This window comes from Pseudarthrobacter enclensis (assembly GCF_030811655.1).
GTDB classification, from domain to species: Bacteria; Actinomycetota; Actinomycetes; order Actinomycetales; family Micrococcaceae; genus Arthrobacter; species Arthrobacter enclensis_A.
In genome coordinates this window covers 177,114-202,338 of record NZ_JAUSRE010000002.1, presented here as the reverse complement: position 1 = coordinate 202,338, position 25,225 = coordinate 177,114, and the positions used below count along the sequence as shown (strand labels likewise).

The following is a 25,225-nucleotide window of genomic DNA, read 5'->3' as shown; positions in this document are numbered from 1 at the left end:
CAGAAAGAGAACCATCATGAGCAACGTTGCAGTCATCGGACTCGGAATCATGGGCCTGCCCATGGCCATCAACCTGGTCAAGGCCGGCCACACCGTCACCGGTTTCAACCGCAGCCAGGACAAGATCGACAAGCTGGTCTCCGAAGGGGGCAAGGGCGCCGCCAGCATCGCTGACGCCGTCAAGGACGCCGACGTCGTCATCACCATGGTGCCGGACTCCCCCGACGTTGAAGGGGTCGTCAGCGGCAAGGACGGCGTCTTCGCCAACGCCAGGCAGGGCGCCCTGTGGATCGACGCTTCCAGCATCCGCCCGGACGTCGCGGTCCGCCTCGCAGGAGAAGCCCGCGAAGCCGGCATCCGCCCCCTCGACGCCCCGGTTTCCGGCGGCGAACAGGGCGCCATCGACGCCGTCCTCTCCATCATGGTGGGCGGCGATAAGGCAGACTTCGACGACGCCCAGGACGTCCTGAACGCAGTGGGCAAGACCATCGTCCACGTCGGCCCCTCGGGCTCCGGCCAGACCGTCAAGGCAGCCAACCAGCTGATCGTCGCGGTCAACATTGAGGTCCTCGGCGAAGCCATCGCCTTCCTCGAGGCCTACGGCGTGGACACCGACGCCGCCCTCAAGGTCCTCGGCGGCGGCCTTGCCGGCTCCAAGGTCTTGGACCAGAAGGGCCAGAAGATGCTGGACCGCAACTTCGACCCCGGCTTCCGCCTCGCCCTGCACCACAAGGACCTCGGCATCGTCACCTCCGCCGCCCGCGAAGCCAACGTCGCCATCCCGCTCGGCGCCGTCGTCGCCCAGCTGGTCGCCGCCACCGTCAACCAGGGCGACGGCGGCCTGGACCACTCCGGACTCTTCAAGCAGGTCCTCCAGCTCAGCGGCAGGAAGTAACCACTGCCGGCGCAGCCGGGACAAAAAGCGCGGAAACAAGCACCTAGCAGGGAGCCCGCCGTCGTGAGTTACGACGGCGGTTCCCCCAGCACACCCAAAAACAGACTTTCAAGCTTTCAAGGAGCACCCCATGAGCAAGATGCGTACCGTTGATGCAGCGGTGGCCATCCTGGAAAAGGAAGGCGCCATCGAGGCGTTCGGCCTGCCAGGCGCCGCGATCAACCCCTTCTACTCCGCAATGCGCGCCCACGGCGGCATCCGCCACACCCTGGCCCGCCACGTTGAAGGTGCCAGCCACATGGCCGACGGTTTCAGCCGCGCCAAGGACGGCAACATCGGCATCTGCATCGGTACCTCCGGCCCAGCCGGCACCGACATGATCACCGGGCTCTACGCCGCCTGGGCAGACTCCATCCCCATGCTCTGCATCACCGGGCAGGCCCCCGTGGCCAAGCTGCACAAGGAAGACTTCCAGGCCGTGGACATCGAGTCCATCGCCGCCCCCGTGACCAAGATGGCCATGACCATCCTGGAGCCCGGCCAGGTCCCCGGCGCCTTCCAGAAGGCCTTCCAGCTGATGCGCTCCGGCCGCCCCGGCCCCGTGCTGCTGGACCTGCCCATCGACGTGCAGATGGCGGAAATCGAATTCGACATCGACGCGTACGAGCCGCTGCCCGTCGAAAAGCCCAAGGCCTCCCGCAAGCAGCTGGAGAAGGCCCTGGACATGCTCCTGGCTGCAAAGCACCCGCTGATCGTGGCCGGCGGCGGCATCATCAACGCCGGCGCCTCCGCGCAGCTGGTGGAACTGGCCGAGACCCTCAACGTTCCGGTCATCCCCACCCTGATGGGCTGGGGCACCATCCCGGACGACCACCAGCTGATGGCCGGCATGGTGGGGCTGCAGACCTCGCACCGCTACGGCAACGAGAACTACCTGCAGAGCGACTTCGTGATCGGCATCGGCAACCGCTGGGCCAACCGCCACACCGGCGGCCTGGAGACCTACACAGCCGGCCGCAAGTTCGTGCACATCGACATCGAACCCACGCAGATCGGCCGCGTGTTCTCCCCGGACCTGGGCATTGCGTCCGACGCCGGCGCAGCGCTGGCAGGGCTGGTTGAGCTCGCCAAAGAGCGCAAGGCGGCCGGGTCCCTGCCGGACTACAGCGCCTGGGTTGCCGAGTGCCAGGACCGCAAGGCCTCCCTGCACCGCAAGACGCACTTCGAGAACATCCCCATCAAGCCGCAGCGCGTGTACGAGGAAATGAACAAGTCCTTCGGCCGCGACACTACCTACGTCTCCACCATCGGCCTGTCGCAGATCGCCGGCGCCCAGATGCTGCACGTCTTCGGCCCGCGCAAGTGGATCAACGCCGGCCAGGCAGGACCGCTGGGCTGGACCGCCCCGGCCGCGCTCGGCGTCGCCCGTTCCAACCCGGACCAGACCGTGGTGGCTCTCTCCGGCGATTACGACTTCCAGTTCATGATCGAAGAACTGGCCGTGGGCGCGCAGTTCAACCTCCCGTACATCCACGTGGTGGTGAACAATTCCTACCTGGGCCTGATCCGCCAGTCCCAGCGCGGGTTCAACATGGAGCAGAACGTGTCCCTGGCGTTCGAGAACATCAACAGCGCGCACCTGTCCGAAGACACCCGCGGCTACGGTGTTGACCACCTGAAGGTGGCCGAGGGCCTGGGCTGCAAGGCCGTCCGCGTGGAGGATCCCAGCGACCTCGCTGCCGCCTTCGACAAGGCCAAGGCCCTGATGGGTGAGTTCCAGGTTCCCGTGGTGGTGGAAGTGATCCTGGAAAAGGTCACCAACATCTCCATGGGCGTGGAAATCAACGCCGTGAACGAGTTCGAGGAACTGGCCGAGACCGCAGCCGACGCCCCAACCGCCATCCTGGCACTGCAGGCCTAATCATGCGCATCGTGATCGCCCCGGACAAGTTCAAGGGATCGCTGTCCGCCCCGGAGGTGTGCAGCCATCTGGAAAAAGGCCTGCAGCGCGGCGCGGGCGGCAACCTTGACGTGGTCCGGATTCCGGTGGCCGACGGCGGCGAGGGCACCCTCGACGCCGCCGTCGGCTCCGGATTCATCCGCCGGACGGCAACGGTCACAGGCCCCACCGGACAACCGGTGGAAGCGGACTATGCCGTCCGTGGACACGAGGCCGTCATCGAAATGGCCACCGCGTCCGGGCTCGCCTTAGTCCCGAATGTCCGGAAGGGAGGCCGTCCCGTATCGGCGGACGCCTCCGCGGCCACCAGCCTTGGCACCGGCCAGCTCATCCGGGCAGCCCTCGACGCCGGCTGCCGGCGGATCGTGCTCGGCGTGGGCGGCAGTGCCAATACCGACGGCGGCGCGGGGCTCCTTCAGGCGCTCGGCGCCAGGTTCCTGGACAGCAGAAACAACGAACTTCCCCCGGGCGGGGCTGCGCTGGCAAACCTGCACAGCATCGACTTCACCGATTTCGAGCCCCGCCTGGTGGACACCCGCTTTGTGCTGGCGTCCGACGTGGACAACCCGCTGCTGGGCGCACAGGGCGCCGCAGCCGTGTTCGGTCCGCAAAAGGGCGCCACACAACAAGACGTCGGCATGCTCGACGCCGCCCTGGCCAGGTTTGTCGAAGTCCTGGCCAGGGAAATCGGATTTCGCGCGGTCAAGGCCGCGGAAGCACCTGGAGCCGGGGCAGCCGGCGGCGTGGGCTACGCCGCCATCGCCGTGCTGGCCGCAACGCGCCGGCCGGGCATCGACGTCGTCCTCGAATTCACGGGGCTGGCGGACCGCCTGGCCGGCGCCGACCTGGTGATCACCGGCGAAGGCAGCCTCGACGAACAAAGCCTCCTGGGCAAGACGCCCATGGGCGTTGCCCGCGCAGCGGCGGCCCAGGGTGTCCCGGTCGTCGCTGTCTGCGGACGGACCACCCTTGATCCGGAGCAGGCGGCCGCAGCAGGATTCGAGGACATCCATGCTTTGACGGCGCTCGAAACCGATGTAAACAGGTGCATAGCAGAGGCAGGGCCGCTCCTCGAGCAGCTGGGCACCCAAATGAGTGCGGGACTGGCGGCCAACAGGCCTGCCGCCGCAAGTACCAAGGAGGACCTCCGTGTCTGAAGAACGTTTTGACCTCGTCATCCGGGGCCGGCGCATCCTGACCACTGCCGGCCTCGCCCCCCGCGAGGTGGGGGTGCGCAACGGCAGGATCGTGGCCATCGAGCCGCTGGGCAACGGCCTGGCCGGCACCGAAGTGATCGAACTTGCCGACGATGAGACCCTGCTTCCCGGCCTGGTGGACACCCACGTCCACGTCAACGAGCCCGGCCGAACCGAGTGGGAGGGCTTCGCGTCCGCCACCCGCGCTGCAGCAGCAGGCGGCGTGACCACCATTATCGACATGCCGCTGAACTCCGTTCCGCCCACCACCACCGTTGAAAACCTGAAGCTCAAGCGCGAGGTGGCCGAGGACCAGGCGTTCATCGACGTCGGATTCTGGGGCGGTGCCATCCCCGGCAACAAGGCCGACCTCCGCCCCCTGCACGACGAGGGCGTCTTCGGCTTCAAGTGCTTCCTCCTGCACTCCGGCGTGGATGAATTCCCGCACCTGGACGCGGATGAGATGGAAGAGGACATGGCCGAGCTGAAGTCCTTCGACTCGCTCATGATCGTCCACGCCGAGGACTCGCACGCGATCGACCGTGCGCCGCACCCGGGCGGCGACCACTACTCCACGTTCCTGGCTTCCCGCCCCCGCGGCGCCGAGAACAAGGCCATCGCCGAGGTCATCGAGCGGGCCCGCTGGACCGGTGCGCGTGCGCACATCCTGCACCTGTCGTCGTCGGACGCGCTGCCCATGATTGCTTCGGCGAAGCGCGACGGCGTGAAGCTCACCGTGGAGACCTGCCCGCACTACCTCACGCTCATGGCGGAGGAAATCCCGGACGGCGCCACCGCGTACAAGTGCTGCCCGCCCATCCGCGAAGCCTCCAACCGCGAGCTGCTGTGGCAGGGCCTGCAGGACGGCACCATCGACTGCATCGTCTCGGACCACTCCCCTTCCACCCTGGACCTGAAGGACCTGGAGAACGGCGACTTCGCCGTCGCCTGGGGCGGTGTGTCCTCGCTGCAGCTGGGCCTGTCCCTGATCTGGACCGAGGCGCGGCAGCGCGGCATCCCGCTGGAACAGGTGGTGTCCTGGATGGCCGAAAAGCCCGCCAACCTGGCCCGGCTCGGCAACAAGGGCCAACTGGCCCTGGGCTATGACGCCGACTTCGCCGTCTTCGCCCCGGACGAGGCCTTCGTGGTGGACGTCTCCAAGCTCAAGCACAAGAACCCCATCACCCCGTACGACGGCAAGGCCCTGTCCGGTGTGGTGCGCAAGACCTTCCTCCGCGGCGCCGTAGTGGACGGCCAGACCCCAACGGGCAGGCTGATCCGCCGCGGCGGCGTATAAGGTCCGCCATGGCAGTGGAAGCCCACCATCCCCGGACCACTGTTCCGCACCGGGTTCCGCCGAGGCGCGCCACCGCGCATGGCCTGGCCGTCTGGGTGGTTCCGGCCGAAGGAACCAGTCCCGAAGTCCTGCGCCACGCCGCCCAAATGGTCCTTGCCAGGGCCCTCCAGACTGCTCCGGAGGCGGAAGTCCATTGGCCTGCCGCCGGAGCCCCCACGTCCGCCGCGGAGGAAGCAAAAGATGACTCCTCCCGCGCTTCCTCCGCGGCGGAGGCAACCGGCCCGGCACTTCCAAAGGCCGACGGCGGCACCCGCCTGCCGCCGTCGGCGGGCCCCGTCAGCCGGGTCGCCGTGGACCTCGCCGCCGATGCCGTCCTGCTGGACGGCAAACCGGTGGCCCTGACCGGCGTCGAGTACAAGGTGCTGCGGTACCTGGTGACACACCTGTCCCGCACGGTGGGCCGCGAGGAACTGCAGGAGTTCCTGGAATCACTGGATTTTCCCGGCGCCACCGCACGCTCCATCGACGTTTATGTGGGCAGGATCCGCAAGAAACTGGGCACTGCCCGCCATGCCGTGGCCACCGTCCGCGGCGGCGGGTACCAGTTCGTTCCGGGCCCGCACGCGGCCGTTCGGGGTCCTGCGGAATACTGCATATGACGCGCTGGTTTGAAACAGTAAGCGGTGACCCGCTTCACTGGATGTTTGGCCATCACTGACCGAGTCTTACAAAGGAACGCCATGAGCCCCACCCTGACCACCAAGCTTCAGCCCGGCACCCCGGCTCCTGAGTTCACCCTCCGGGACGCCCAGGGCCGCGAGACCTCTCTGGCCGATTACCGTGGCAAGAACGTCATCGTGTACTTCTACCCCAAGGCCGCCACCCCCGGCTGCACCACCGAGGCCTGCGACTTCCGCGACAGCCTTGCATCGCTGCAGGGCAAGGGCTACGAGGTTATCGGCATCTCCCCCGACGCCCAGGAAGCCCTGGCCGGCTTCAGCGGCGACTTCTCGCTGACCTTCCCGCTGCTCTCCGACCCCGACCACGCAGTTGCCCTGGCCTACGGCGCCTGGGGCGAGAAACTGGTCAACGGCGAAATCCACGAGGGAATTGTCCGCTCCACGGTTGTGGTGGACCCGCAAGGCAACGTCACCCTGGCCCAGTACCAGGTCCAGGCCGACGGCCACGTTGCCCGCCTGAAGGAAGCCCTGGGAGTCTAGAACCCTCCATCACTTCCTGCAGCATTCCCCGGACGCCCCAGCACATACTGCTTGGGCGTCCGGCGTTTAACCGGCGGTCTCTGCCGCGACCCGCGCATACGGTGGAAACTGGGCTGAACAGGCATTCAGCTCCACCGATGATGAGGAAAGGGACGGCTATGGACGACGGGATGGACAAGGAAGCGCCGGAGTACGGGGCGGACCCGCGCCTGGCGCTGGTATTGGACTCAGTCTTTGGGACAGGCCCCGACGCAACCCTGGAACTGACTGTCGTGGTTGCCGGCGCCGTCATCTCGGGGTCGGTGGTGTCGGAGCAGGCGTGGACGCAGCGGCAGAACGACCAGGTGCGGATCGGCAGCTGGGCCATCGCCGGAGTCCTCGATTCCTGGGAGCCGACGGCGGGTGGGGGCGGCACTGAAGCCGGACCACGGTACCTCCACTTCCTGGGACCCGTACTTCTCTCGGGCGGAACCAGGATGCCGCTGCAGGCAACCAGGGTTGATGTCCGCCGGGTTGCTGCCTGGAGCATCGGCCGGATCCCGGCAGACTAGGATGGCGGCATTGCCATCGAGGTGCGTCCCGGCCGGGGGCTGACCCTGGGTTCAAGGAGCGCTACTTGCGGCGCCAGTACTTGCCCCAATCGACTTCCATGGCCCACAACGCAAGCAGCATCGCATCCATGGTCATGAGTCCCGCCAACAGGTACGACCAGCCCAGCAACAAACTCACAGCAATCTCCTGACTATCCCCAGCCAATCGATTGCTGCTAAGTGTGGCACCTACAGAGCCGCTATGGAATGCCCTCCACCCGCAGTCTTGAATAGGACTTCGAGCCTGTGGTGCGCCTCGGTCTCCAGCTTCAGCCGCCGCGTCAGTTTCTCCACGTGCCTGGACATCTCCTCCCCTACGGGAAGCCTGTCTCCCGGCCAGCTGGAGACTTCCCGTGATTCCGCGAGGGCGTGTTCCAACTCCCTGGCGGCCGCCCTTACCTTTCGTGAGTGGAAGTAGAGGCGAAGCAGTGCCCTGGCCATGTCCGCTCCCCTCTTTTTTACTTGTTCCATTGGCTTCCCCGCCTTCCGCAAGCCGTCCAGCTTCCGTGCGGTTCGTCGTCGAACCTTGTGCCCGGGAAGCTGCTGCGTTTCCCTCGAGTGTGGCTGCCCCACCTCAACGTCCCGGCAAGCAGATGCCAAGATTGCCGCAAGATCTGCTGAGCCACTCCTGGGGCCGCAGGAGGCCTGTATCCGGCTGTCAGCGAAGTCACCGGAATCTGTGAACCCTACGACATGCTGTGTGCGGCTTAATACGGTAGAAGTAGAGCTATGCTCTCTCCCTCCGAATCCCGCCGTGCGGTGGTCATCGAAGATGACCCGGACATTCGCGGACTGCTGGTCCGTGTCCTGGCGAAGCAGGGCTTCGACGTCACCCAGGCCGGCGCCGGGCTGCCGGGTGTGGAGGAGGTGCGCCGGATCAAGCCGGACCTGGTGACCCTGGACCTTAATCTGCCGGACCTTGACGGGCTGGAGGTCTGCAAGCTCCTGCGCGAGTTCTCAGACGCGTTCATCGTGATGCTCACCGCCCGGGCCGACGAACTGGACAAGCTCACCGGCCTGGACAACGGTGCGGACGAATACATCAGCAAGCCCTTCAGCCCCAGGGAGCTGCAGTCACGCATCAATGCCCTGTTCCGCCGCCGGCCCTCCCCCGCTGCGGCTTCCGCGGCCCGCAAAGAACTTGAACGCGCCACGGAAGTGCAGCAAAGCCTCCTGCCCAAGGAGGACATCAGGGTGGACGGCTACGACGTCGCCGGCCTCTTCCGCCCTTCCCGCAGCGTGGGCGGTGACTTCTATGACTGGTACCAGACGCCCGAGGGGCTGCACCTGACCTTCGCCGACGCCATGGGCAAGGGAATGGGCGCCGCGCTCATCGCCGCGACAGTCCGCGCCGTCATGCGCTCCACGGGCCTGCGGCAGGATCTGGACGCCGGATTCGCGGCGGCCAGCAAGGCGATCGCCAGCGACCTGGATTCCTCCAATTCCTTCGTCACCCTGTTCCACGCCCGGCTGGACGCGGCGTCCGGCAGGGTGGGTTACGTCGACGCCGGCCATGGACTTGCGCTGCACGTCCAGCCTGAGGGACCTGCGGACCGTCTGCCCTCGGGCGGACCGCCTGTGGGCGCCTGGCCGGGGACGCAGTGGCCCCAGTCGGAGCTTGCGTTGGCCCCGGGCGATTCGCTGGTGGTGGTCAGCGACGGCGTGCTGGACGTGTTCGGGTCCGTGGAGGACTTCACGGACGCCGTCAGGCAGGCCACCCAGTACGCAGGATCCGCCCAGGAAGCCAGCAACGCCATCCTGGCCCTGGCGCCCGCGGAGACGGCCGAAGACGACGTCACGGTGGTCGTGGTCCGCCGGCTCCCCATGGAGCTAGCCGCGTGACCCGGTTCTGGACCCAGGTAGTGGTGGTGCTGACCGTCCTGACCGGCCTGAACTACATCGCGTGGCGCTGGATGGCGTCCCTCAACTGGGAGGCCTGGTGGATCGCCCTCCCCCTGGTGGTCGCTGAAACGTACAGCCTCATCGACGTGATGCTTTTCGGCATGACGGTGTGGAAGCTGAAGATCCGGAAAGGCGCTCCGCAGCCACCGCACGACGCCACCGTGGACGTCTTCATCACCACGTACAACGAGGACCTGGACATGGTCCTGACCACCGCGCTGGCGGCCCAGCGGATCCGGCACCCGCACAGCACCTGGATTTTGGACGACGGCGCACGCCCCGAACTCAAGGCCCTGTGCGAGCAGCATGGCCTGGGCTACGTCACGCGCAGCGGGGACTGGACCAAAGACCTCCCGCGGCACGCCAAGGCCGGCAACCTCAACAATGCCCTCATGGTGACCCACGGTGAGTTCCTGCTGATCCTGGACGCGGACCAGATCCCGGAGCCGGACATCCTGGAAAAGACCCTGGGCTACTTCAACAACCGCCGGGTGGCCCTGGTCCAGACACCCCAGTACTTCAGCAATGTCCCCGCCTCCGATCCGCTCGGCAGCCAGGCCCCCCTGTTCTACGGCCCCATCCAGCAGGGCAAGGACGGCTGGAACGCCGCCTTCTTCTGCGGCTCCAACGCCATCCTGCGCCGCGAGGCCCTGATGCAGCTGGGACTGGTGGGCTACGTCAAGGAAACTGAGAAGAGCATCCGCCGTGCGCTGGCCGCGTCCCGGGCAGCCATCAAGCAGGCCAGGAAGTCCGCCGACGTTGAGTCGCCCCTGGTGGCCGGGGTGCTCGACGAAGTAGAGGCCGCCACCCGCGAAGCCCAGGAGGAAGTGGACGCCGGCCGGCCCCTCAGCGAGGTCACCTACCGGGTCCGCCGCCGCGTGGACGCCGCCGTCCAGACCCTGGTGGAGGCCGACATCGCCGCCCTCCAGGCAGACCTTGAGGAAATCGCGGCCATGGAACTGGCGCACGTGGGTGAGGCCGGTGTTCCTGTGGTGGCAGACGACGCCGTCAGGCGCATGTCCGCCCGGGACTGGTCGCCGCTGGGCGCGCTGGAATCCGTCCAGGCGGTCCTGGATGCGCTGACCGTGGAGCGCAGTAATGAAGCCCAGCCGGTGATGCCGCTGGCCACCATTTCCGTGACGGAGGACATGGCCACCGCCATGCGCATGCACGCGATGGGCTGGGAGAGTGTCTACCACCACGAAATCCTGGCCTATGGCCTGGCGCCGGAGGACCTGAAGACCATGCTCACGCAGCGACTGCGCTGGGCCCAGGGCACCATCCAGGTGCTGCTGCGCGAAAACCCGCTGGTGCAGAAGGGCCTCAAGATGGGCCAGCGCCTGATGTACTTCGCCACCATGTGGACCTACCTGAGCGGGTTCGCTGCCGTCATCTACTTCGCCGCCCCGATCATCTACCTGCTGCTGGGCATCCTGCCGGTCAGCAGCCTGAGCTGGGACTTCTTCGTCCGGTTCATCCCCTTCATGGTGGTCAACCAGCTCCTGTTCGCGGTGGCCGGCCGCGGCATTCCCACCTGGCGCGGCCAGCAGTACAGCCTTGCCCTGTTCCCCACGTGGATCAAGGCATGCACGACGGCGGCCCGCAACGTGTGGTTCGGCCGTCCCCTCGGGTTTGCGGTCACCCCCAAGGCGCGCCAAAGCGGCGGACCCAGCTGGAGCCTGATCCGGCCCCAGATCGTGGTGTCCATCCTCCTGGCCGTCGCCGCCGTCGTCGGGATCATCCGCCTGGTGACGGGCCTGGCGGAACCGCTGGGCACCCTGGTCAACGTCGCCTGGGTGGTCTTTGACCTGGTGGTCATGAGCATCCTGGTCCGCGCCGTGCTCTATAAGGGGTACGAACCGGCCGCAGAACCTGTAAACAGAGAGGAATCCTGATGGAGTTCAGTTATGAGGTCAAAGATTCGTACGCGGAGGTCAAGGCGGACGGGCGGCTGAACATGGTTTCCGCCCCCAAGCTCCGTGAATTCGTCACCGACGTCATCGCCGGCGGGTCCAACCGGATCGTGGTGAACCTGGAAAACACCGCTTTCATGGATTCCTCGGGGCTGGGCGCACTGATCGGCTGCCTCAAGGCGGCGCGCCAGGCCGGGGGCGACCTCCGCATCGCCGCCGTGCAGCCACAGGTGAACATGGTCCTGAAGCTGACCAGCATGGACAAGGTCCTCACCGCCTACCCCACCGCCGAGGAGGCGTTCAGCAATGACTGAGGTGCTTGCCGCGCGCAGCTTCCGGGGACCAGCTGCCGAAGCCGCCATCGAAGCCGTCCACAACGACCTCGACAGCCTGTGGCTGGATGTTCCATTCGTCAACGACATGGACCAGATGACGTTCACCACGGCGGTGATCGAATCTGCGTCAAACATCGTCCAACATGCCGAGCCGGCCGGTGACCGTGAGGTTGAGCTGGGCGTGGAGACCACCGTGCAGCCGGCACTGCTGCAGGCCCGCGTCAGCGCCTACTACGCCAAGCCGCCGTACGGGCCCATGGACGCCTCCACCCCGGCTGACGACGCCGAGTCCGGGCGCGGCCTGGCCCTGATCGAGGCCCTGGTGACCACCGTGACCTTCGAACGCCAGGACGGGACCAACACCTGGGTTCTGTCCCGGAGCTCCTCACAGGAGCAGCCCAGCCCGTAACCGCTTGACACTGCTGTCCAGCTGTCCTTGAATATTACGTATGCTGAAATAACAGTTCCATGATGCGGAAGCCCGTGTTCCACTCGCGGGCGTCGGGCCCGTCCGGCATCCGCATAGCCGTCACCATGGATGCCAGCATGACCTCAAGGATTACGCCAGCATGAAGCTTGCCGAATTCAACAAAGCAGACCCCGCCGCGGCCCAGGCCACCCTCCGGCCCTGCATCGACGTCACCCGCTGGGTGGAGGCCGTGGCAGGGGCACGTCCGTTTGCCGGCCGCGCTGAGCTCCTGGAGTTCGCCGCCCAGGCGGCGGATCCTTTCACGCCCGCCGAGGTTGAAGCCGCCATGGCACACCACCCAAGGATCGGGGAACGCCCGACGGCGGCCAGCGCCGAGGCGTCCATGTCCCGTTCCGAGCAGGCGGGGGTCGATCCATCGGATACCGGGGTCGCGGAGGCCCTGGCGCGCGGCAACCGGGAGTACGAGGAGAAGTTCGGCCGGGTCTTCCTGATCCGGGCAGCCGGACGCACCGCACCGCAGATCCTGGAGTCGCTGAACCAGCGGCTCGGCAACGCGCCTGAAGAAGAAGACACCATTGTGGCGCAGCAGCTGCGCGAAATCGCCGTACTGCGGCTCGAAGGACTGATCAGCGAATGAGCGTTTCCCACGTCACCACACACATCCTCGACACCGGCGCGGGGCGCCCGGCGGCGGGGGTCGCCGTCGTCCTTTCAAAGAACGACGGCGGCACCTGGCGTGAGCTGGCTGCGTCCAGTACCGACGCCGACGGCCGCGCGAAGGACCTGGGGCCGGAGCATCTCGAACCGGGCCACTACAAACTGAATTTCGCCACGGGCAAGTACTATGCAGCCCTGGAGACGGTCACCTTCTTCCCGGAAGTTGACCTGGTTTTTGAAGTGACCGGGCCCGAGCACTACCATGTACCGCTGCTCCTGAGCCCGTTCGCGTACTCCACGTACCGGGGCAGCTAACGCCCTTCAGGAGCACTGGAACATCGCCGCCCGCTCCCCAATGTCACGGGCGTCACAGTTCCCGGCATAGGATCAGGAAGTATGGCCTCAAAAAATGAACCGGAATCCGATACCGACACCGATGCCGAGGGCGGCCAGTCCGGCGGGGTCCAGTCCGTGGAGCGTGCACTGACAGTCCTGGAGATTTTGGCCAGGGAAGGCAACGCCGGTGTCAGTGAGATCGCCGAGGAGATGGGCATCCACAAGTCCACGGTCTCCCGGCTGATGGGTTCGCTGGTAAGCCGTGACATGGTCCACCAGAACAGTGAGCGCGGCAAGTACCAACTCGGCTTTGGGATCCTGCGCCTCGCCAGCTCCATTCCCGGCCGGCTAAGCCTGGTCCACGAGGCAAGGCAGGTGCTGGAAAGCCTGGCCGAGGAATTCAAGGAGACGGTCAATCTCGCCGTCCTGCGTTCCAACTATGCCGTCAACGTGGACCAGGCCATGGGCCCCTCCACGCTGGCCACCTACGACTGGGTGGGCAGCCTGACTCCGCTGCACGCAACCTCCAGCGGCAAGGTGCTCCTGGCTGCCCTCGAGGCTGACGAGAGGGACCGCATCCTGAAGGAAACGGGCCTTGCTGCCCGCACTGCCCGCACCATCACAAGCCGCAAGGAGCTGGACGCACAGCTGCTCGAGGTGGCCGCCAAGGGGTACGCCGTGGTACGCGAGGAGTTCGAGATAGGCCTGAATGCCGTGGCGGTGCCCGTCTATAACCACCAGGGCACTGTTATTGGTTCCGTCAGCATTTCGGGGCCGGCGTTCCGGTTCGACCCGGAAAAGATTCCGGGACTGCTCGATTCCCTCAAGGAGGCCGGGCTCAAGGTCAGCGCCAATATGGGCTACCACCGGCGGTAAACGCGAAACCGGCGGTCGAGCGTGCCGGGAAACCAGGAAGCCACCCCTGGCATAGCTCCTGGAGGCCGTTCCAGGCCGGCACCGTTCGCAGGCATCGGAGTCCTGCGGGTTTGCGGTGCGCCCATGAGGCAGTAATGCCCACCGCCGATGGATGGTCAGCCGCCCGCTGGGATCCGGGGAGCGGGCGACTTTGGCGGCTGAAAGACACCCGCCTGCGAGGCTTCCGTGAGCCCTGGCGTCCGCACAACGCCCCTTCCAAAGTCGCTTTGCGCGCAACATGAATCGCTTCATGCAACACCGTGCGCCTGGATGCTGCCCGTGTCAAGACCCGTCCGGAGTTGTTATCGGCCGGCTCGTAATATCGGGACTTCCTGGGCAAAGCCTTGACAAGAAGAGTGGCATAAATCACTCTGTTGCGTAATACGAAGTCCGTTGCGTCTACCTCACTGGCAGACCAGCCCCGAAAAAAGAACGTCGTTTACCGGGCATGCAGCCCGCCCGCTTCGCCACCATGGCAGGTAAGGCACTTAGGAGCCGTGCCTTACCGGCCCTCGACCCCCCCACGAACCAGCACGGCCCGAATACCTCCCCAATGTCGGTACCAGTGCAACCCCGGACTCCCGAAGCACCGATACCTGGCACATCTTTGCCCACGGCCCAGCCATTGGTTACAGCCTCCACACAAGCAGGAGTACAGCAATGAACAACCCCGCCATCTCAGTTCGGAGCCTCTGGAAGGTCTTCGGACCAGGGGGAGAGAAGATTCCCGGCAACCGCGAACTTTCGGCCCTTGGCTCTGCCGAACTCCTCGAACGCACCAAGTGCGTGGCGGCCGTCCGCAACCTGAGCTTCGACGTTGCGAAGGGTGAGGTGTTTGTGGTCATGGGACTGTCAGGATCAGGCAAATCAACCCTCATACGTTGCCTCACCAGGCTGATTGAACCTACGTCCGGTCAGGTACTGGTTGACGGAAACGACGTCCTGAAGGCGGGCGTAGCCGAGCTCCGGGAACTCCGCCGGCGCAAGGTGTCCATGGTCTTCCAGCACTTCGGGCTGCTCCCGCACCGCACGGTGCTGGACAACGTGTCCTACGGCCTGCAGATACGCGGAACGGGCAGGAATGAACGCCACGCCAAGGCCCGCGAAATCATTGAACTTGTTGGCCTCAAAGGCTACGAACAGCATTACCCGGACCAGCTGTCCGGCGGCATGCAACAGCGTGTTGGCCTGGGCCGTGCCCTGGCCGGGGATCCGGACACCATCCTCTTTGACGAGCCCTTCTCAGCCCTGGACCCGCTCATCCGCCGGGACATGCAGGCAGAAGTCATCCGGCTGCACAAGGACATGGGCAAAACCATGGTCTTCGTGACGCACGACCTCTCGGAGGCGCTCAAGCTCGGAGACCGCATCCTGATCATGCGCAATGGCGAGCCGGTCCAGTGCGGCACTGGAGACGACCTTGTAGGGTCACCGGCGGACAAGTACATTGAGGACTTTGTCTCCGAAGTACCCCGCGCCGACGTTCTGACCCTCAAGTGGATCACCCGTCCCGTTGCAGACAGCACGCCGGGGGACGCCGCAGTCCTCAACTCCCGGATGATCATCCGGGACGCCATCCCGGCGGTAATGCACTCGTCCTGCCCGGTCCTGGTCGAAGAGGGTGGCCGGATCACCGGCCAGATCGACCGCGACAGCATTCTTTCGGTGCTGCAGCCGGCAGAGGCGGCGGCCTGATGTCAGCCCTCGTCCAGGAACGGCCAACGGCCCAGCCTGCCGCTGTCATTGTCTCCGAACCCCGCCGCAGGCCCAGCCGGCGCACCATCCTGCTGCTCAGCGCCGCCGCCGTCTGGATCCTTGGATTCCTTGTCCTGAACGGAACAGCAACGCTGGCGTTGCCCGCTTCAGAATTGACGGACCTGCACCGTTCACTCAACCAGTTCAACGCCTGGGTTGGGGCAAACCGGGCCGACAACCCCCTCTTCCTGTACGTCTTCACACCCCTGAGGTCCGCGGTGGACGCCGTGGCGAACCTTTTCACCACAACCTTTGCGGCCACTGCAACCGGCCTGCGCCTGCCGGAGATCGGATGGCTGGGCACCGTGGGCCTGCTGACCTGGATCGCGCTGGCCGTCGGAAACCTCCGGGTGGCACTGTTGACGGCCGCGGTCTTTGTCTTCTTCGGTATCCAGGGCCTGTTCGTGGAGGCCACCTACACCTTCGCCCTGGTCCTCACCTCTGTGCTGCTGACGCTGCTGCTGGGCATCCCCCTCGGCATCCTGGCCGGCATCTACACCCGGGTGGCCAAGGTGATCACCCCGGTGCTGGACTTCATGCAGACCCTTCCGACGTTCGTGTATCTCGCACCGCTGGCCCTGGTCTTCCTCATCGGGCCGGCTTCCGCGGTAATCGCTACGGTGATCTACGCTGCTCCACCCGTCATCCGGCTGACGGCACACGGCATCCGCCGCATCCCCGACAACACCCGCGAAGCATCCGATTCCCTGGGTACCACCGGCCTCCAGCGCCTGCTCACGTTGCAGCTGCCCATGGCGCGCCGGACCATTGTGATGGGAATTAACCAAGGGACGATGGCGGCCCTCTCCATGGTCACGATCGCGGCACTGATCGCAGCTCCGGGACTTGGCCAGACGGTTATCAGGGCTTTGCAGTCCCTGGACGTTGGCACAGCAGTCAATGCGGGCCTCTCCATCGTCCTGCTGGCCATCGTGCTGGACCGGGTGACCACGGCAGCGAGCCGCCGTGCGGAGCCAGGCGCAGCCCGCAGCCGCCGGCTGGGGCGCCGGACCCGCAACATCATTCTTGGCGTTGCCCTTGCCGTGGTCCTGGCCATGGTGCAGTTGTCCAGGACCATGCTGTGGGCCGCCGCCTTCCCGGCGGACCTCAACGTTGGCCCTCAGATCGTCCAGGCCGTGAATGCAGCCAGCCACTGGCTGCAGTCGAATCTGTCCCTCTTCACGGTTTCCCTCCGGGAAGGCGTCACCGGCGCAATCCTGAATCCGTTCCAGTCCCTGCTCACCGACACCCCCTTCTACATCCTCGTCATGGTGTTCGCCATCGTGGCCTATGCACTGGGTGGGTGGAAGCTCGCCGCGCTGACCACGGCCTGCCTTGCGGTCATCATCTTTCTCGGCCTCTGGAGCGACTCCATGGTCACCCTGGCCGGAACCCTCGTGGCCACGGCAGTGGTAATGGTGCTGGGCATCGTCTTTGGTGTGGCCATGGGCCGGTCCGACCGCGTGGACCAGCTCATGCGGCCGCTGCTTGACGCGGGCCAGACCATGCCTTCCTTCGTGTATCTGGTGCCATTCCTCGGCCTCTTCGGAGCTACCCGCTTCACCGCGATCATCGCCGGCATCATCTACGCCGCCCCTGTGGCCATCAAGATCACTGCCGATGGAATCAGCGGCATCTCCCCGACGGTTGTCGAGTCTGCTGTCGCCAGCGGTTCGACGCCCTGGCAGGTCATTACCAAGGTGCAGCTTCCCATGGCCAGGCAGTCCCTCGCCCTCGCGGCCAACCAGGGGCTGATCTACGTCCTGGCCATGGTGGTGGTAGGCGCCCTCGTAGGGGCCGGCGGCCTCGGCTACGACGTCGTCGCGGGCTTCGTCCAAAGCTCGATATTCGGCAAGGGCCTTGCAGCCGGCCTGGCCATCGTGTTCCTCGGAATCATGATGGACAGGATGACCCAGGCGGCCGCAGCCGCGCCGGCGCGCAGCATCCCGTCCAAGACCACCGCCTGACATGCCCGCCCTCTGCGGGCACCGGTTCAACCCCACAGGCCCGGCTTTCGCCGGGGCATTAGACCCTTACACCCCAACAAGGAGACCCAACATGAAGAAAGCTGAAAGGCTGATAAAACGCACCCTGCCGGCAATGGCTGGAGCCGCTGCGGCCGCCCTGTTCCTCGCGGGCTGTGGTGGCGCGTCGGTGAACCAGACGGCAGCGGCCGCCGGCGCCAGCGGAACCCCGTGCGGCACCGTAAATGTGGCCATGAACGCATGGGTGGGCTATACGGCAGACGCTGCCGTGTACAGCTATGTGGCAAAAAACAAGCTGGGCTGCACAGTGGTCCAGAAAGACCTTAACGAACAGGTCTCCTGGCAGGGGTTCGCTTCCGGTGAAGTGGACGTCATCATGGAAAACTGGGGCCACGCCGACTTGACCAAGCAGTACATAACGGACCAGAAGGTGGCTGTTGATGCCGGCCCCACCGGCAACGAAGGGCACATCGGCTGGTACGTTCCGCCATGGATGGCAGAAAAGTACCCGGACATCACCGACGGCAAGAACCTGAACAAATACGCGTCCCTGTTCACCACCTCGGAGTCCGGTGGAAAGGGACAGGTCCTTGACGGCGATCCCGCCTTTGTCACCAATGACGAGGCGCTGGTTAAAAACCTGAACCTGGACTACAAAGTGGTGTTCGCGGGTTCAGAGGCGGCACTGATCCAGTCGTTCCGGACCGCGCAGCAGAACAAGACCCCTCTGCTCGGCTACTTCTACGAACCGCAGTGGTTCCTTTCCGAGGTGCCCCTGAAGAAAGTGAACCTGCCCGCCTGGACCGAGGGCTGCGATTCGAACCCGGAAACCGTTGCATGCGACTACCCGACCTACAAGCTCAACAAGGTGATCTCCAAGAAGCTTGACGACAGCGGTTCGGCCGCGGCCAAGCTGGCCAAGGGCTTCACCTGGACGAACGAGGACCAGAACTCTGTGGCCACGGACATCCAGGGCGGCATGACTCCTGAAGCTGCGGCAAAGAAGTGGGTGGACGCCCACCAATCGGCTGTTGACAAGTGGCTCAGCTGACAGTCACTCCCTAACGGCCCACGACGATGGGAAAGGCTCCGGCCCCGGCGCATCAAGCGCCGGGGCCGGAGCCTTTTTATATAGGCTTTGCAGCATTCACGTCACGGGAATGACGCTGGCCCCCAGCCATGGACTCCCAGGACCATCTGCGTTGCGTACGCCAGGGACGGTTACAGCCAGACCTGGTAGCCCGATGACTTGTCGAAGATGCGACGGGTGCTGATCCCTTCGGCTGCTATCCAGAGCACGGAATTGTCTTCCGCCGCCTGGTCCACCACCCCGCGGGCCACCCGCTCCCCCTGCAGCCACACCTCGACACTGTGGCCGGGCAGTCGCGCCCAGTCCACGCGCAGGCCGAGCGGCTTGTCCGTCTTACCGGCGTCCGTCCCGTCGTGTTCGAGGTCGCTCGCGGCTCGTTGGGTTTCAATGGTTGCTTCGGAATTCACTGGTAGCTCCGTTCGCCGGCGCCATCGCCGCTCAAAAAATCCAACACTGATATTTGATTGATATATCAATATGGATTCAGAGTATGGGCCAGGTCACACCCCATGTCAACAGCGCGTCGGGAAGGCATCCCACCCTAGGCGTTAAAGAGCGCCTCGCGCACAGCATGCTCGAATCCACTCACATGGACCTTGGCAAGCTCGGACGCCCGCTCCTCGTCCCCGTCGATGACCGCGCGCAGCAGATCGAGGTGTTCGCGCACGTGGTGGGACAAGTCCGGCAGGCGGTCAATGACCATGCACCAGATCCGCGTCGCCAGGTTGTCATACCTGATCAGGATGTCCTCCAGATGCGGATTGGCAGCGGCGGCGTAAATACCCTGGTGCACCCGGGCGTCCAGCTGCAGCGTCTCGGTCACTGTTGCCGCGGCGACATCGAACGCCTCAACCTTCTCGAGCGTGGCACGCAGCTCGGCCCGGACCGCCGGGGAAGCAACCCGGGCGGCCCGCGCGGCAGCGAGGGGCTCAAGTTGCGCCCGGATCTCCGAGATGAAGGAAAGGTCGGTCACGTCCACCCTGGTGGCGAAGGTGCCCCGCCGTGGGTAGGTCTTCACCAGCCGGTCCAGCTCCAGCCGCTTCAGGGCTTCGCGCACTGGAGTCCTTCCCACACCCAGGCTCTTGGCAAGTAGCTCGTCGTTCAGCAGCTCGCCGGGCTTGATCTCCAGGGTCAGCAGCCAGTCGCGGATGCTCTCGTAGGCGACGTCTGCCAGCGACTTCCTGCCAGCTTCGTCCGCCACCGCCAAAGCTTCGAATGCCATGCTGAGCCCCTTCTTCCCAAACCAGAAAAAAACTATTGACCTCACCTATGGACGAGTATACGCTGGCACTCAATCTAATATATCAGTTTCGTGCTTTTGAATATATCTAGAAGGAGGAGGGACATGACCCTCATCGAAGCAACCGCAGCAACCAGCACCCTGCCGGCGCTCAAGGACGAGCAGGCGGAGAAGTTCGTGCTGACCCTGTCGTGCCAGGAGCAGGCCGGGATCGTCCAGGCCGTGACCACGTTCCTCTTCGAGCGTGGCTTCAACATCGACGAACACCAGCAGTTCGACGACAGCCTCCGCGAAATCCTGCACCTGCGCACCGCGTTCTCGGGATCCCCCAACTACACGCCGGCCATGCTCGAAGAAGAATTCGCAGCCATCGCCAGCCGGTTCGACATGAAGTTCAGCTTCCACGGCCAGACCAAGCAGCGGGTCCTGGTCATGGTCTCCAAGTTCGGCCACTGCCTGAACGACCTCATCTTCCGCTGGCGCGGCGGCAGCCTCGGTGGCGAACTGGTAGCGGTCGTTTCCAACCACGAGACCCACCGCGCCATGGCGGAAGCCGCCGGCCTGCCCTTCATTTACGTCCCCGTCACCCCGGACACCAAGGCCGACGCCGAGCGCAGGCTCCTGGAGCTCGTGGATGAGTACAACGCCGACCTGGTGGTCCTGGCCCGCTACATGCAGGTGCTTTCGGACGACCTCTGCCGCGCGCTGGAGGGCCGGGCCATTAATATCCACCATTCCTTCCTCCCTGGCTTCAAGGGCGCGCGCCCTTACCACCAGGCCTACGACCGCGGCGTAAAGCTGGTCGGTGCCACGGCCCACTACGTCACCGCTGACCTGGATGAGGGGCCAATCATCGAGCAGGAAGTCATCCGGGTGGACCACACCTACGGCCCGGCCCAGCTGTCCACCGTGGGCCAGGATGCCGAGGCACTCGCACTGTCCCGCGCCGTCCGCTGGCACTGCCAGCACCGGGTACTGCTGGATCAGACCAGCACCGTGGTGTTCCGGTAACCGCACGCCCGTCCGCAGACACAATACTTAAAGCAGCAGGAGAGACCTCTATGGAATCGTCGCCACGCATCGTCATCATCGGAGCCGGGATCGTCGGCACCAACCTGGCGGATGAACTCGTCACCCGGGGCTGGAACAACATCACCGTCCTGGACCAGGGCCCCCTGAATATGCCGGGCGGTTCCACATCCCACGCCCCCGGCCTGGTTTTCCAGACCAACCCCTCCAAGTCCATGGCGCTGTTCGCCAAGTACACAGTGGAGAAGCTTCTGTCCCTCACCGAGGACGGCGTCAGCTGCTTCAACCAGGTGGGCGGGCTGGAAGTTGCCACCACCGAAACCCGCCTCGCGGACCTGAAGCGCAAGCTTGGCTATGCCTCCTCATGGGGCATTGAGGGCTCCATCCTCTCCCCCGCCGAATGCAAGGAGCTCTACCCCCTCATTAACGAAGAGGACATTCTCGGTGGCCTCCACGTCCCCAGTGACGGCCTCGCTTTGGCCGCCCGCGCCGTACAGCTCCTGATCAAGCGCACCGAGGCCGCCGGCGTGAAGTACATCGGCAACACCGAAGTGACCGGCATCGAGCAGTCCGGCCGCCGGGTCACCGGCGTCCAGACGCCCGACGGCGTGATCCCGGCAGACATCGTCGTCTCCTGCGCCGGCTTCTGGGGTGCAAAGGTCGGCGAGCTGATCGGCATGTCCGTGCCGCTGCTGCCCCTGGCCCACCAGTACGTCAAGACCACCCCGGTTCCGGCACAGCAAGGCAAGAACGAGCTGCCCAACGGTGCGCGGCTGCCCATCCTCCGCCACCAGGACCAGGACCTCTACTACCGCGAACACGGCGACCGCTACGGCATCGGCTCCTACGCCCACAAGCCCATGCCCGTGGACCTGGACGAGCTCGGCAGCTTCAAGCCGAACGAGATCAGCGAACACAACATGCCCTCCCGCCTGGACTTCACCCTCGAGGACTTCCTGCCGGCCTGGGAAGCAACCAAGCAGATCCTGCCGGCCCTGGCCGAGAGTGAAATCGAGGACGGCTTCAACGGCATCTTCTCCTTCACCCCGGACGGCGGCTCGCTGGTGGGCGAGTCCAAGGAACTGGACGGCTTCTTCGTAGCCGAAGCCGTATGGGTCACCCACTCGGCAGGCATCGCCCGCGCCGTCGCCGAGCTCCTGGTGGACGGAAAGTCCTCCATCGACCTGGGCGACTGCGACATCCACCGCTTTGAGGAAGTCCAGCTGACCCCCGAGTACGTCAGCGAAACCTCCCAGCAGAACTTTGTGGAGATCTACGACGTCCTGCACCCGCTCCAGCCCAAGCTCTCCCCGCGCAACCTGCGGGTCAGCCCCTTCCACGCCCGGCACAAGCAGCTGGGCGGCTACTTCCTGGAAGGCGGCGGCTGGGAACGCCCATACTGGTTCGAGGCCAACGCCGAGCTCCTCAAGGAGATGCCCGCAGACTGGCAGCCGCCGGCCCGCGACTCCTGGTCCGGCATGTTCAGCTCGCCTATTGCCGCGGCCGAGGCATGGAAGACGCGCACCGCCGTCGCCATGTACGACATGACCCCGCTCAAGCGCCTGGAGATCTCCGGACCCGGCGCCCTGAAGCTGCTGCAGGAACTGACCACCGCGGACCTGAACAAGAAGCCCGGAGCCGTCACCTACACGCTCCTGCTGGACGAGCAGGGCGGCGTCCGAAGCGACATCACCGTAGCCCGCCTGGATGAGCAGACCTTCCAGCTCGGCGCCAACGGAAACATCGACACCGCCTACTTTGATCGGGCAGCCCGGCACCAGACCGAAAGCGGCAGCGCCGGGGACTGGGTCCAGGTCCGCGACACCACCGGCGGCACCTGCTGCATCGGCCTCTGGGGTCCGCTGGCCCGCGAGGTTGTCGGCGCGGTCAGCAGCGACGACTTCTCCACCGATGGCCTGAAGTACTTCCGCTCCAAGAAGGTCGTCATCGGCGGCGTACCGGTCACCGCCATGCGCCTGTCCTACGTCGGGGAACTCGGCTGGGAGCTGTACACCAGCGCCGACAACGGCCAGCGCCTCTGGGACGCGCTGTGGAAGGCCGGCCAGCCGTTCGGCATCATCGCGGCGGGCCGGGCCGCCTTCAGCTCGCTCCGCCTGGAAAAGGGCTACCGCTCCTGGGGCACCGACATGACCACCGAACACGACCCCTTCGAGGCCGGCCTCGGCTTCGCGGTGAAGATGGCCAAGGACAGCTTCGTCGGCAAGGCAGCCCTGGAGGGCCGCACCGAGGAAAACTCCGGACGCCGCCTGCGCTGCCTCACGGTCGACGACGGCCGCAGCCTGGTGCTGGGCAAGGAACCGGTGTTCTACAAGGACCAAGCGGTGGGTTACGTCACCAGCGCGGCCTACGGATACACCGTCCGCAAGCCCATTGCCTACTCCTACCTGCCCGCGGACGTTTCGGTCGGCGATTCGGTGGAGATCGAGTACTTCGGCCGCCGCATCGTGGCCACCGTCACCCAGGATCCGCTGTACGACCCCACCATGTCCCGGCTGCGCGGCTGACCATGGCGGAACAGCAAGCGAACAGCGCACTGCCGGCCGCCGGCACGGGGTCGATCGGTACCGAAACCATCGGCAGCTACCTCGCAAGGCTCGCCTCCCGGCAACCCACGCCGGGAGGCGGGGCGGCCGCCGCACTCCACGCCGCACAGGGGGCGGCCCTGGTGGCCATGGTGGCGCGCTACACCACCGGCCCCAAGTACGCAGAGCATGCAGCACTGGTAGAGCGGACCACGACGGTGGCCGATGAGCTCTCGTCGGAGGCACTGCGCCTGGCCGACTCCGATGAACAGGTCTTCCAGGCCGTCATCGACGCGTACCGGCTTGCCTCTGACACCGAAGAGCTCAAGGCCGCCAAATCGTCAGCCATCCAGGCAGCGCTGGTGCAGGCGGCACAGACCCCCGCCCAGCTGGTCAAGCTGGCCGGCGCAGTGGTGGAGCTCGCAACCGGGCTGGCCGATGCGGCCAATCCGAACGTGATCAGCGACGTGGCGGCAGCAGCAGACGCGGCCCGCGCTGCCGCCACCACGGCACGGGTCAACATCGACATCAACGTCGTGGCCATCAAGGACCGAACGATGCGCTCGCTGCTCAAGGACCAGACGGACGGCATCGAGGAAGAGGTCGTGGCGGCTGCGGACGCCCTGGTGGCGCGGGTACGGGAAAGGATCCTTCAATGAGCACCCAGTCGCTCTCCGGAAAGGAACTGGCCGGAAACATCCGGCGCCGCGCCCGGGAACAGGCCCGGGAACTCGGGCAGGGCGGCATCCATCCTGCCTTGGCGGTGGTCATCGCCACCGACGACGGGTCCACCCACTGGTACGTCCGCTCCATCGAGCGTGCCGCGGAGGCGGCCGGAATCGGGTGCCGGGTCATCGACCTGGGGCACGACGCAACGGAGCAGGTCCTGGCCGGCGTCCTGCGCGACCTGGGCGCCGAACCGTCGGTGCACGGCATCATCCTGCAGACGCCGCTGCCGGCCGGCGTCCACACCGATGCCCTGGTGGGCCTGATCCCGCCTGAAAAGGACATCGACGGGGCGAACCCGCTGAGCCTTGGCCGCCTGGCCGTGGGGCAGCCGGCCTTCGCGCCTGCCACGGCCCGGTCCGTCGTCGAGATCCTTGAGCACTACCGCATCCCGGTGGCGGGCCGCAGCGCCGTGGTTGTGGGCCGCTCGGCAGTGGTGGGAAAGCCGCTTGCCTTCCTGCTGCTGGAACGCGACGCTGCCGTGACGGTATGCCATTCGCGCTCCGGGCCGCTGGAGCGCTACACAGCCGGGGCTGACATCTTGGTGGTCGCGGCGGGAAGGACAGGCCTGCTCAACGGCCGCCACGTCTCCCCCGCCTCGGTGGTGATCGATGTGGGCACCAACGTCCTGGCTGACGGATCCCTGGTGGGCGACGTGGACGCGGACAGCGTCCGCGGGGTTGCAGCTGCGCTCAGTCCGGTTCCGGGCGGCGTCGGATCCGTCACCACCGCGCTGCTGCTGCTCCATACCGTGGAGGCGGCGCGCCGCCAATCGTCACCCCCGCCGCTGCCGGCCGGCGATCCAGGGGTCCCCGTCCTGGAGACGGCAAGCTAGGGCCCGGCGGTCGCAGCGGGACGTCCCGTTTTCCGTGAAAGGTGCTTCGATGGGCCTAAGACCTGGGGAGGTATTCCTCATCGAAGCACCGTTTTCGGAAAACGGGGCCCCGCCACCGGCATGGTGCCGGTGGCTTGGCAAGGAGGGGCCCGGATGCCGCCCAATGGACTGACAGCGGGCCCGTCCCCCTACCCCAGCGGGCAGGTCCTTCGGCTTGCCCCGGAACAATAGGCAAGGACGCTTACATACTCTGCCTTTCACAGGTCACGCTCTTGACATTGAGTGTGAGCTAGCGCACGATTTTGTTGCATACAGCGAACGTTGTTGATCATCACGGAACGAAGCTCGCCCGGATATGCTCCTCGCGTCCCCCGAC

Annotated in this window: 24 protein-coding genes; 21 read left to right on the top strand and 3 right to left on the bottom strand. The window is 65.8% G+C overall.

The features are described 5' to 3' along the window. The first annotated feature begins 16 nt into the window (after window positions 1-16). The 7 genes from J2X98_RS02630 (at window position 17) to J2X98_RS02600 (ending at window position 7,119) form a co-directional block, all read left to right on the top strand. Window positions 17-895: a 2-hydroxy-3-oxopropionate reductase gene (locus J2X98_RS02630; RefSeq protein ID WP_307303977.1), complete on the top strand. Its 879-nt coding sequence runs from the start codon at window positions 17-19 to the stop codon at window positions 893-895. A 130-nt stretch (window positions 896-1,025) separates the two neighbouring features. After that, window positions 1,026-2,816, top strand: a complete 1,791-nt coding sequence (gcl, locus tag J2X98_RS02625; RefSeq protein ID WP_141945640.1) for a glyoxylate carboligase — start codon at window positions 1,026-1,028, stop codon at window positions 2,814-2,816. 2 nt (window positions 2,817-2,818) lie between these two features. Further along, a complete protein-coding gene (locus J2X98_RS02620) occupies window positions 2,819-4,012 on the top strand; it encodes a glycerate kinase (protein ID WP_307303975.1) in 1,194 nt (397 codons plus the stop codon). Then, window positions 4,005-5,348, top strand: coding sequence for an allantoinase AllB (allB, locus tag J2X98_RS02615; protein ID WP_307303974.1), 1,344 nt, complete (start codon window positions 4,005-4,007; stop codon window positions 5,346-5,348). The genes J2X98_RS02620 and allB overlap by 8 nt, the downstream gene beginning before the upstream one ends. Window positions 5,349-5,356: 8 nt before the next feature. Then, window positions 5,357-6,007, top strand: a complete 651-nt coding sequence (locus tag J2X98_RS02610) for a winged helix-turn-helix domain-containing protein (RefSeq protein ID WP_307303973.1) — start codon at window positions 5,357-5,359, stop codon at window positions 6,005-6,007. An 81-nt stretch (window positions 6,008-6,088) separates the two neighbouring features. Further along, window positions 6,089-6,568, top strand: coding sequence for a thioredoxin-dependent thiol peroxidase (gene bcp / locus J2X98_RS02605; protein WP_141945632.1), 480 nt, complete (start codon window positions 6,089-6,091; stop codon window positions 6,566-6,568). Window positions 6,569-6,726: 158 nt separating this feature from the next. Next, complete coding sequence (locus tag J2X98_RS02600; RefSeq protein ID WP_141945630.1) at window positions 6,727-7,119, top strand: hypothetical protein; 393 nt, start codon at window positions 6,727-6,729, stop codon at window positions 7,117-7,119. Window positions 7,120-7,347: 228 nt separating this feature from the next. Here the strand turns inward: J2X98_RS02600 and J2X98_RS02595 are convergent, their stop codons facing one another. Further along, the gene (locus J2X98_RS02595) at window positions 7,348-7,629 is read right to left on the bottom strand and encodes a hypothetical protein (protein WP_307303971.1); all 282 of its coding nucleotides are present in this window, start codon (window positions 7,627-7,629) and stop codon (window positions 7,348-7,350) included. 258 nt (window positions 7,630-7,887) lie between these two features. Between J2X98_RS02595 and J2X98_RS02590 the strand changes: the two genes are divergently transcribed. From J2X98_RS02590 to J2X98_RS02545, 10 genes are all read left to right on the top strand, one after another. Beyond that, a complete protein-coding gene (locus tag J2X98_RS02590; protein ID WP_307303969.1) occupies window positions 7,888-9,000 on the top strand; it encodes a PP2C family protein-serine/threonine phosphatase in 1,113 nt (370 codons plus the stop codon). After that, on the top strand, window positions 8,997-10,955 hold the full coding sequence (locus J2X98_RS02585) for a glycosyltransferase family 2 protein (RefSeq protein WP_307303968.1): 1,959 nt from the start codon (window positions 8,997-8,999) through the stop codon (window positions 10,953-10,955). The genes J2X98_RS02590 and J2X98_RS02585 overlap by 4 nt, the downstream gene beginning before the upstream one ends. After that, window positions 10,955-11,287: an STAS domain-containing protein gene (locus tag J2X98_RS02580; RefSeq protein ID WP_141945622.1), complete on the top strand. Its 333-nt coding sequence runs from the start codon at window positions 10,955-10,957 to the stop codon at window positions 11,285-11,287. The genes J2X98_RS02585 and J2X98_RS02580 overlap by 1 nt, the downstream gene beginning before the upstream one ends. Continuing rightward, entirely contained in the window at window positions 11,280-11,717 is a 438-nt protein-coding gene (locus tag J2X98_RS02575; protein ID WP_307303966.1) for an ATP-binding protein, read from the top strand. The genes J2X98_RS02580 and J2X98_RS02575 overlap by 8 nt, the downstream gene beginning before the upstream one ends. Before the next feature lie 160 nt (window positions 11,718-11,877). Beyond that, complete coding sequence (gene uraD / locus J2X98_RS02570) at window positions 11,878-12,375, top strand: 2-oxo-4-hydroxy-4-carboxy-5-ureidoimidazoline decarboxylase (protein WP_141945618.1); 498 nt, start codon at window positions 11,878-11,880, stop codon at window positions 12,373-12,375. Beyond that, entirely contained in the window at window positions 12,372-12,710 is a 339-nt protein-coding gene (uraH, locus tag J2X98_RS02565) for a hydroxyisourate hydrolase (protein ID WP_307303962.1), read from the top strand. Before uraD ends, uraH begins: the two co-directional genes overlap by 4 nt. An 81-nt stretch (window positions 12,711-12,791) precedes the next feature. After that, entirely contained in the window at window positions 12,792-13,607 is an 816-nt protein-coding gene (locus J2X98_RS02560) for an IclR family transcriptional regulator (protein WP_141945614.1), read from the top strand. 699 nt (window positions 13,608-14,306) lie between these two features. Further along, the gene (locus J2X98_RS02555) at window positions 14,307-15,341 is read left to right on the top strand and encodes a quaternary amine ABC transporter ATP-binding protein (RefSeq protein ID WP_307303960.1); all 1,035 of its coding nucleotides are present in this window, start codon (window positions 14,307-14,309) and stop codon (window positions 15,339-15,341) included. Further along, window positions 15,341-17,368 carry an ABC transporter permease gene (locus J2X98_RS02550; protein WP_307303958.1) on the top strand — a complete coding sequence of 676 codons (2,028 nt, stop codon included), beginning with the start codon at window positions 15,341-15,343 and terminating at the stop codon, window positions 17,366-17,368. The genes J2X98_RS02555 and J2X98_RS02550 overlap by 1 nt, the downstream gene beginning before the upstream one ends. A gap of 91 nt (window positions 17,369-17,459) precedes the next feature. Then, entirely contained in the window at window positions 17,460-18,437 is a 978-nt protein-coding gene (locus tag J2X98_RS02545; protein WP_222116091.1) for an ABC transporter substrate-binding protein, read from the top strand. A gap of 170 nt (window positions 18,438-18,607) precedes the next feature. Here J2X98_RS02545 and J2X98_RS02540 read toward each other — a convergent pair whose 3' ends face one another. Then, window positions 18,608-18,883: a hypothetical protein gene (locus tag J2X98_RS02540; RefSeq protein ID WP_307303955.1), complete on the bottom strand. Its 276-nt coding sequence runs from the start codon at window positions 18,881-18,883 to the stop codon at window positions 18,608-18,610. A gap of 134 nt (window positions 18,884-19,017) precedes the next feature. Continuing rightward, entirely contained in the window at window positions 19,018-19,698 is a 681-nt protein-coding gene (locus J2X98_RS02535; RefSeq protein WP_141945605.1) for a GntR family transcriptional regulator, read from the bottom strand. A 123-nt stretch (window positions 19,699-19,821) separates the two neighbouring features. Here J2X98_RS02535 and purU point away from each other — a divergent pair, with 123 nt between their 5' ends. Genes purU through J2X98_RS02515 form a run of 4 tightly spaced genes read left to right on the top strand, consistent with a single transcriptional unit; the run spans window position 19,822 to window position 24,849 of the window. Next, the gene (purU, locus tag J2X98_RS02530; protein WP_307303953.1) at window positions 19,822-20,727 is read left to right on the top strand and encodes a formyltetrahydrofolate deformylase; all 906 of its coding nucleotides are present in this window, start codon (window positions 19,822-19,824) and stop codon (window positions 20,725-20,727) included. A 50-nt stretch (window positions 20,728-20,777) separates the two neighbouring features. Further along, a complete protein-coding gene (locus J2X98_RS02525) occupies window positions 20,778-23,270 on the top strand; it encodes a GcvT family protein (protein WP_307303951.1) in 2,493 nt (830 codons plus the stop codon). A gap of 2 nt (window positions 23,271-23,272) precedes the next feature. Beyond that, window positions 23,273-23,947: a cyclodeaminase/cyclohydrolase family protein gene (locus tag J2X98_RS02520; RefSeq protein ID WP_307303949.1), complete on the top strand. Its 675-nt coding sequence runs from the start codon at window positions 23,273-23,275 to the stop codon at window positions 23,945-23,947. Then, a complete protein-coding gene (locus J2X98_RS02515) occupies window positions 23,944-24,849 on the top strand; it encodes a bifunctional 5,10-methylenetetrahydrofolate dehydrogenase/5,10-methenyltetrahydrofolate cyclohydrolase (RefSeq protein ID WP_307303948.1) in 906 nt (301 codons plus the stop codon). Before J2X98_RS02520 ends, J2X98_RS02515 begins: the two co-directional genes overlap by 4 nt. Window positions 24,850-25,225 lie beyond the last annotated feature (376 nt).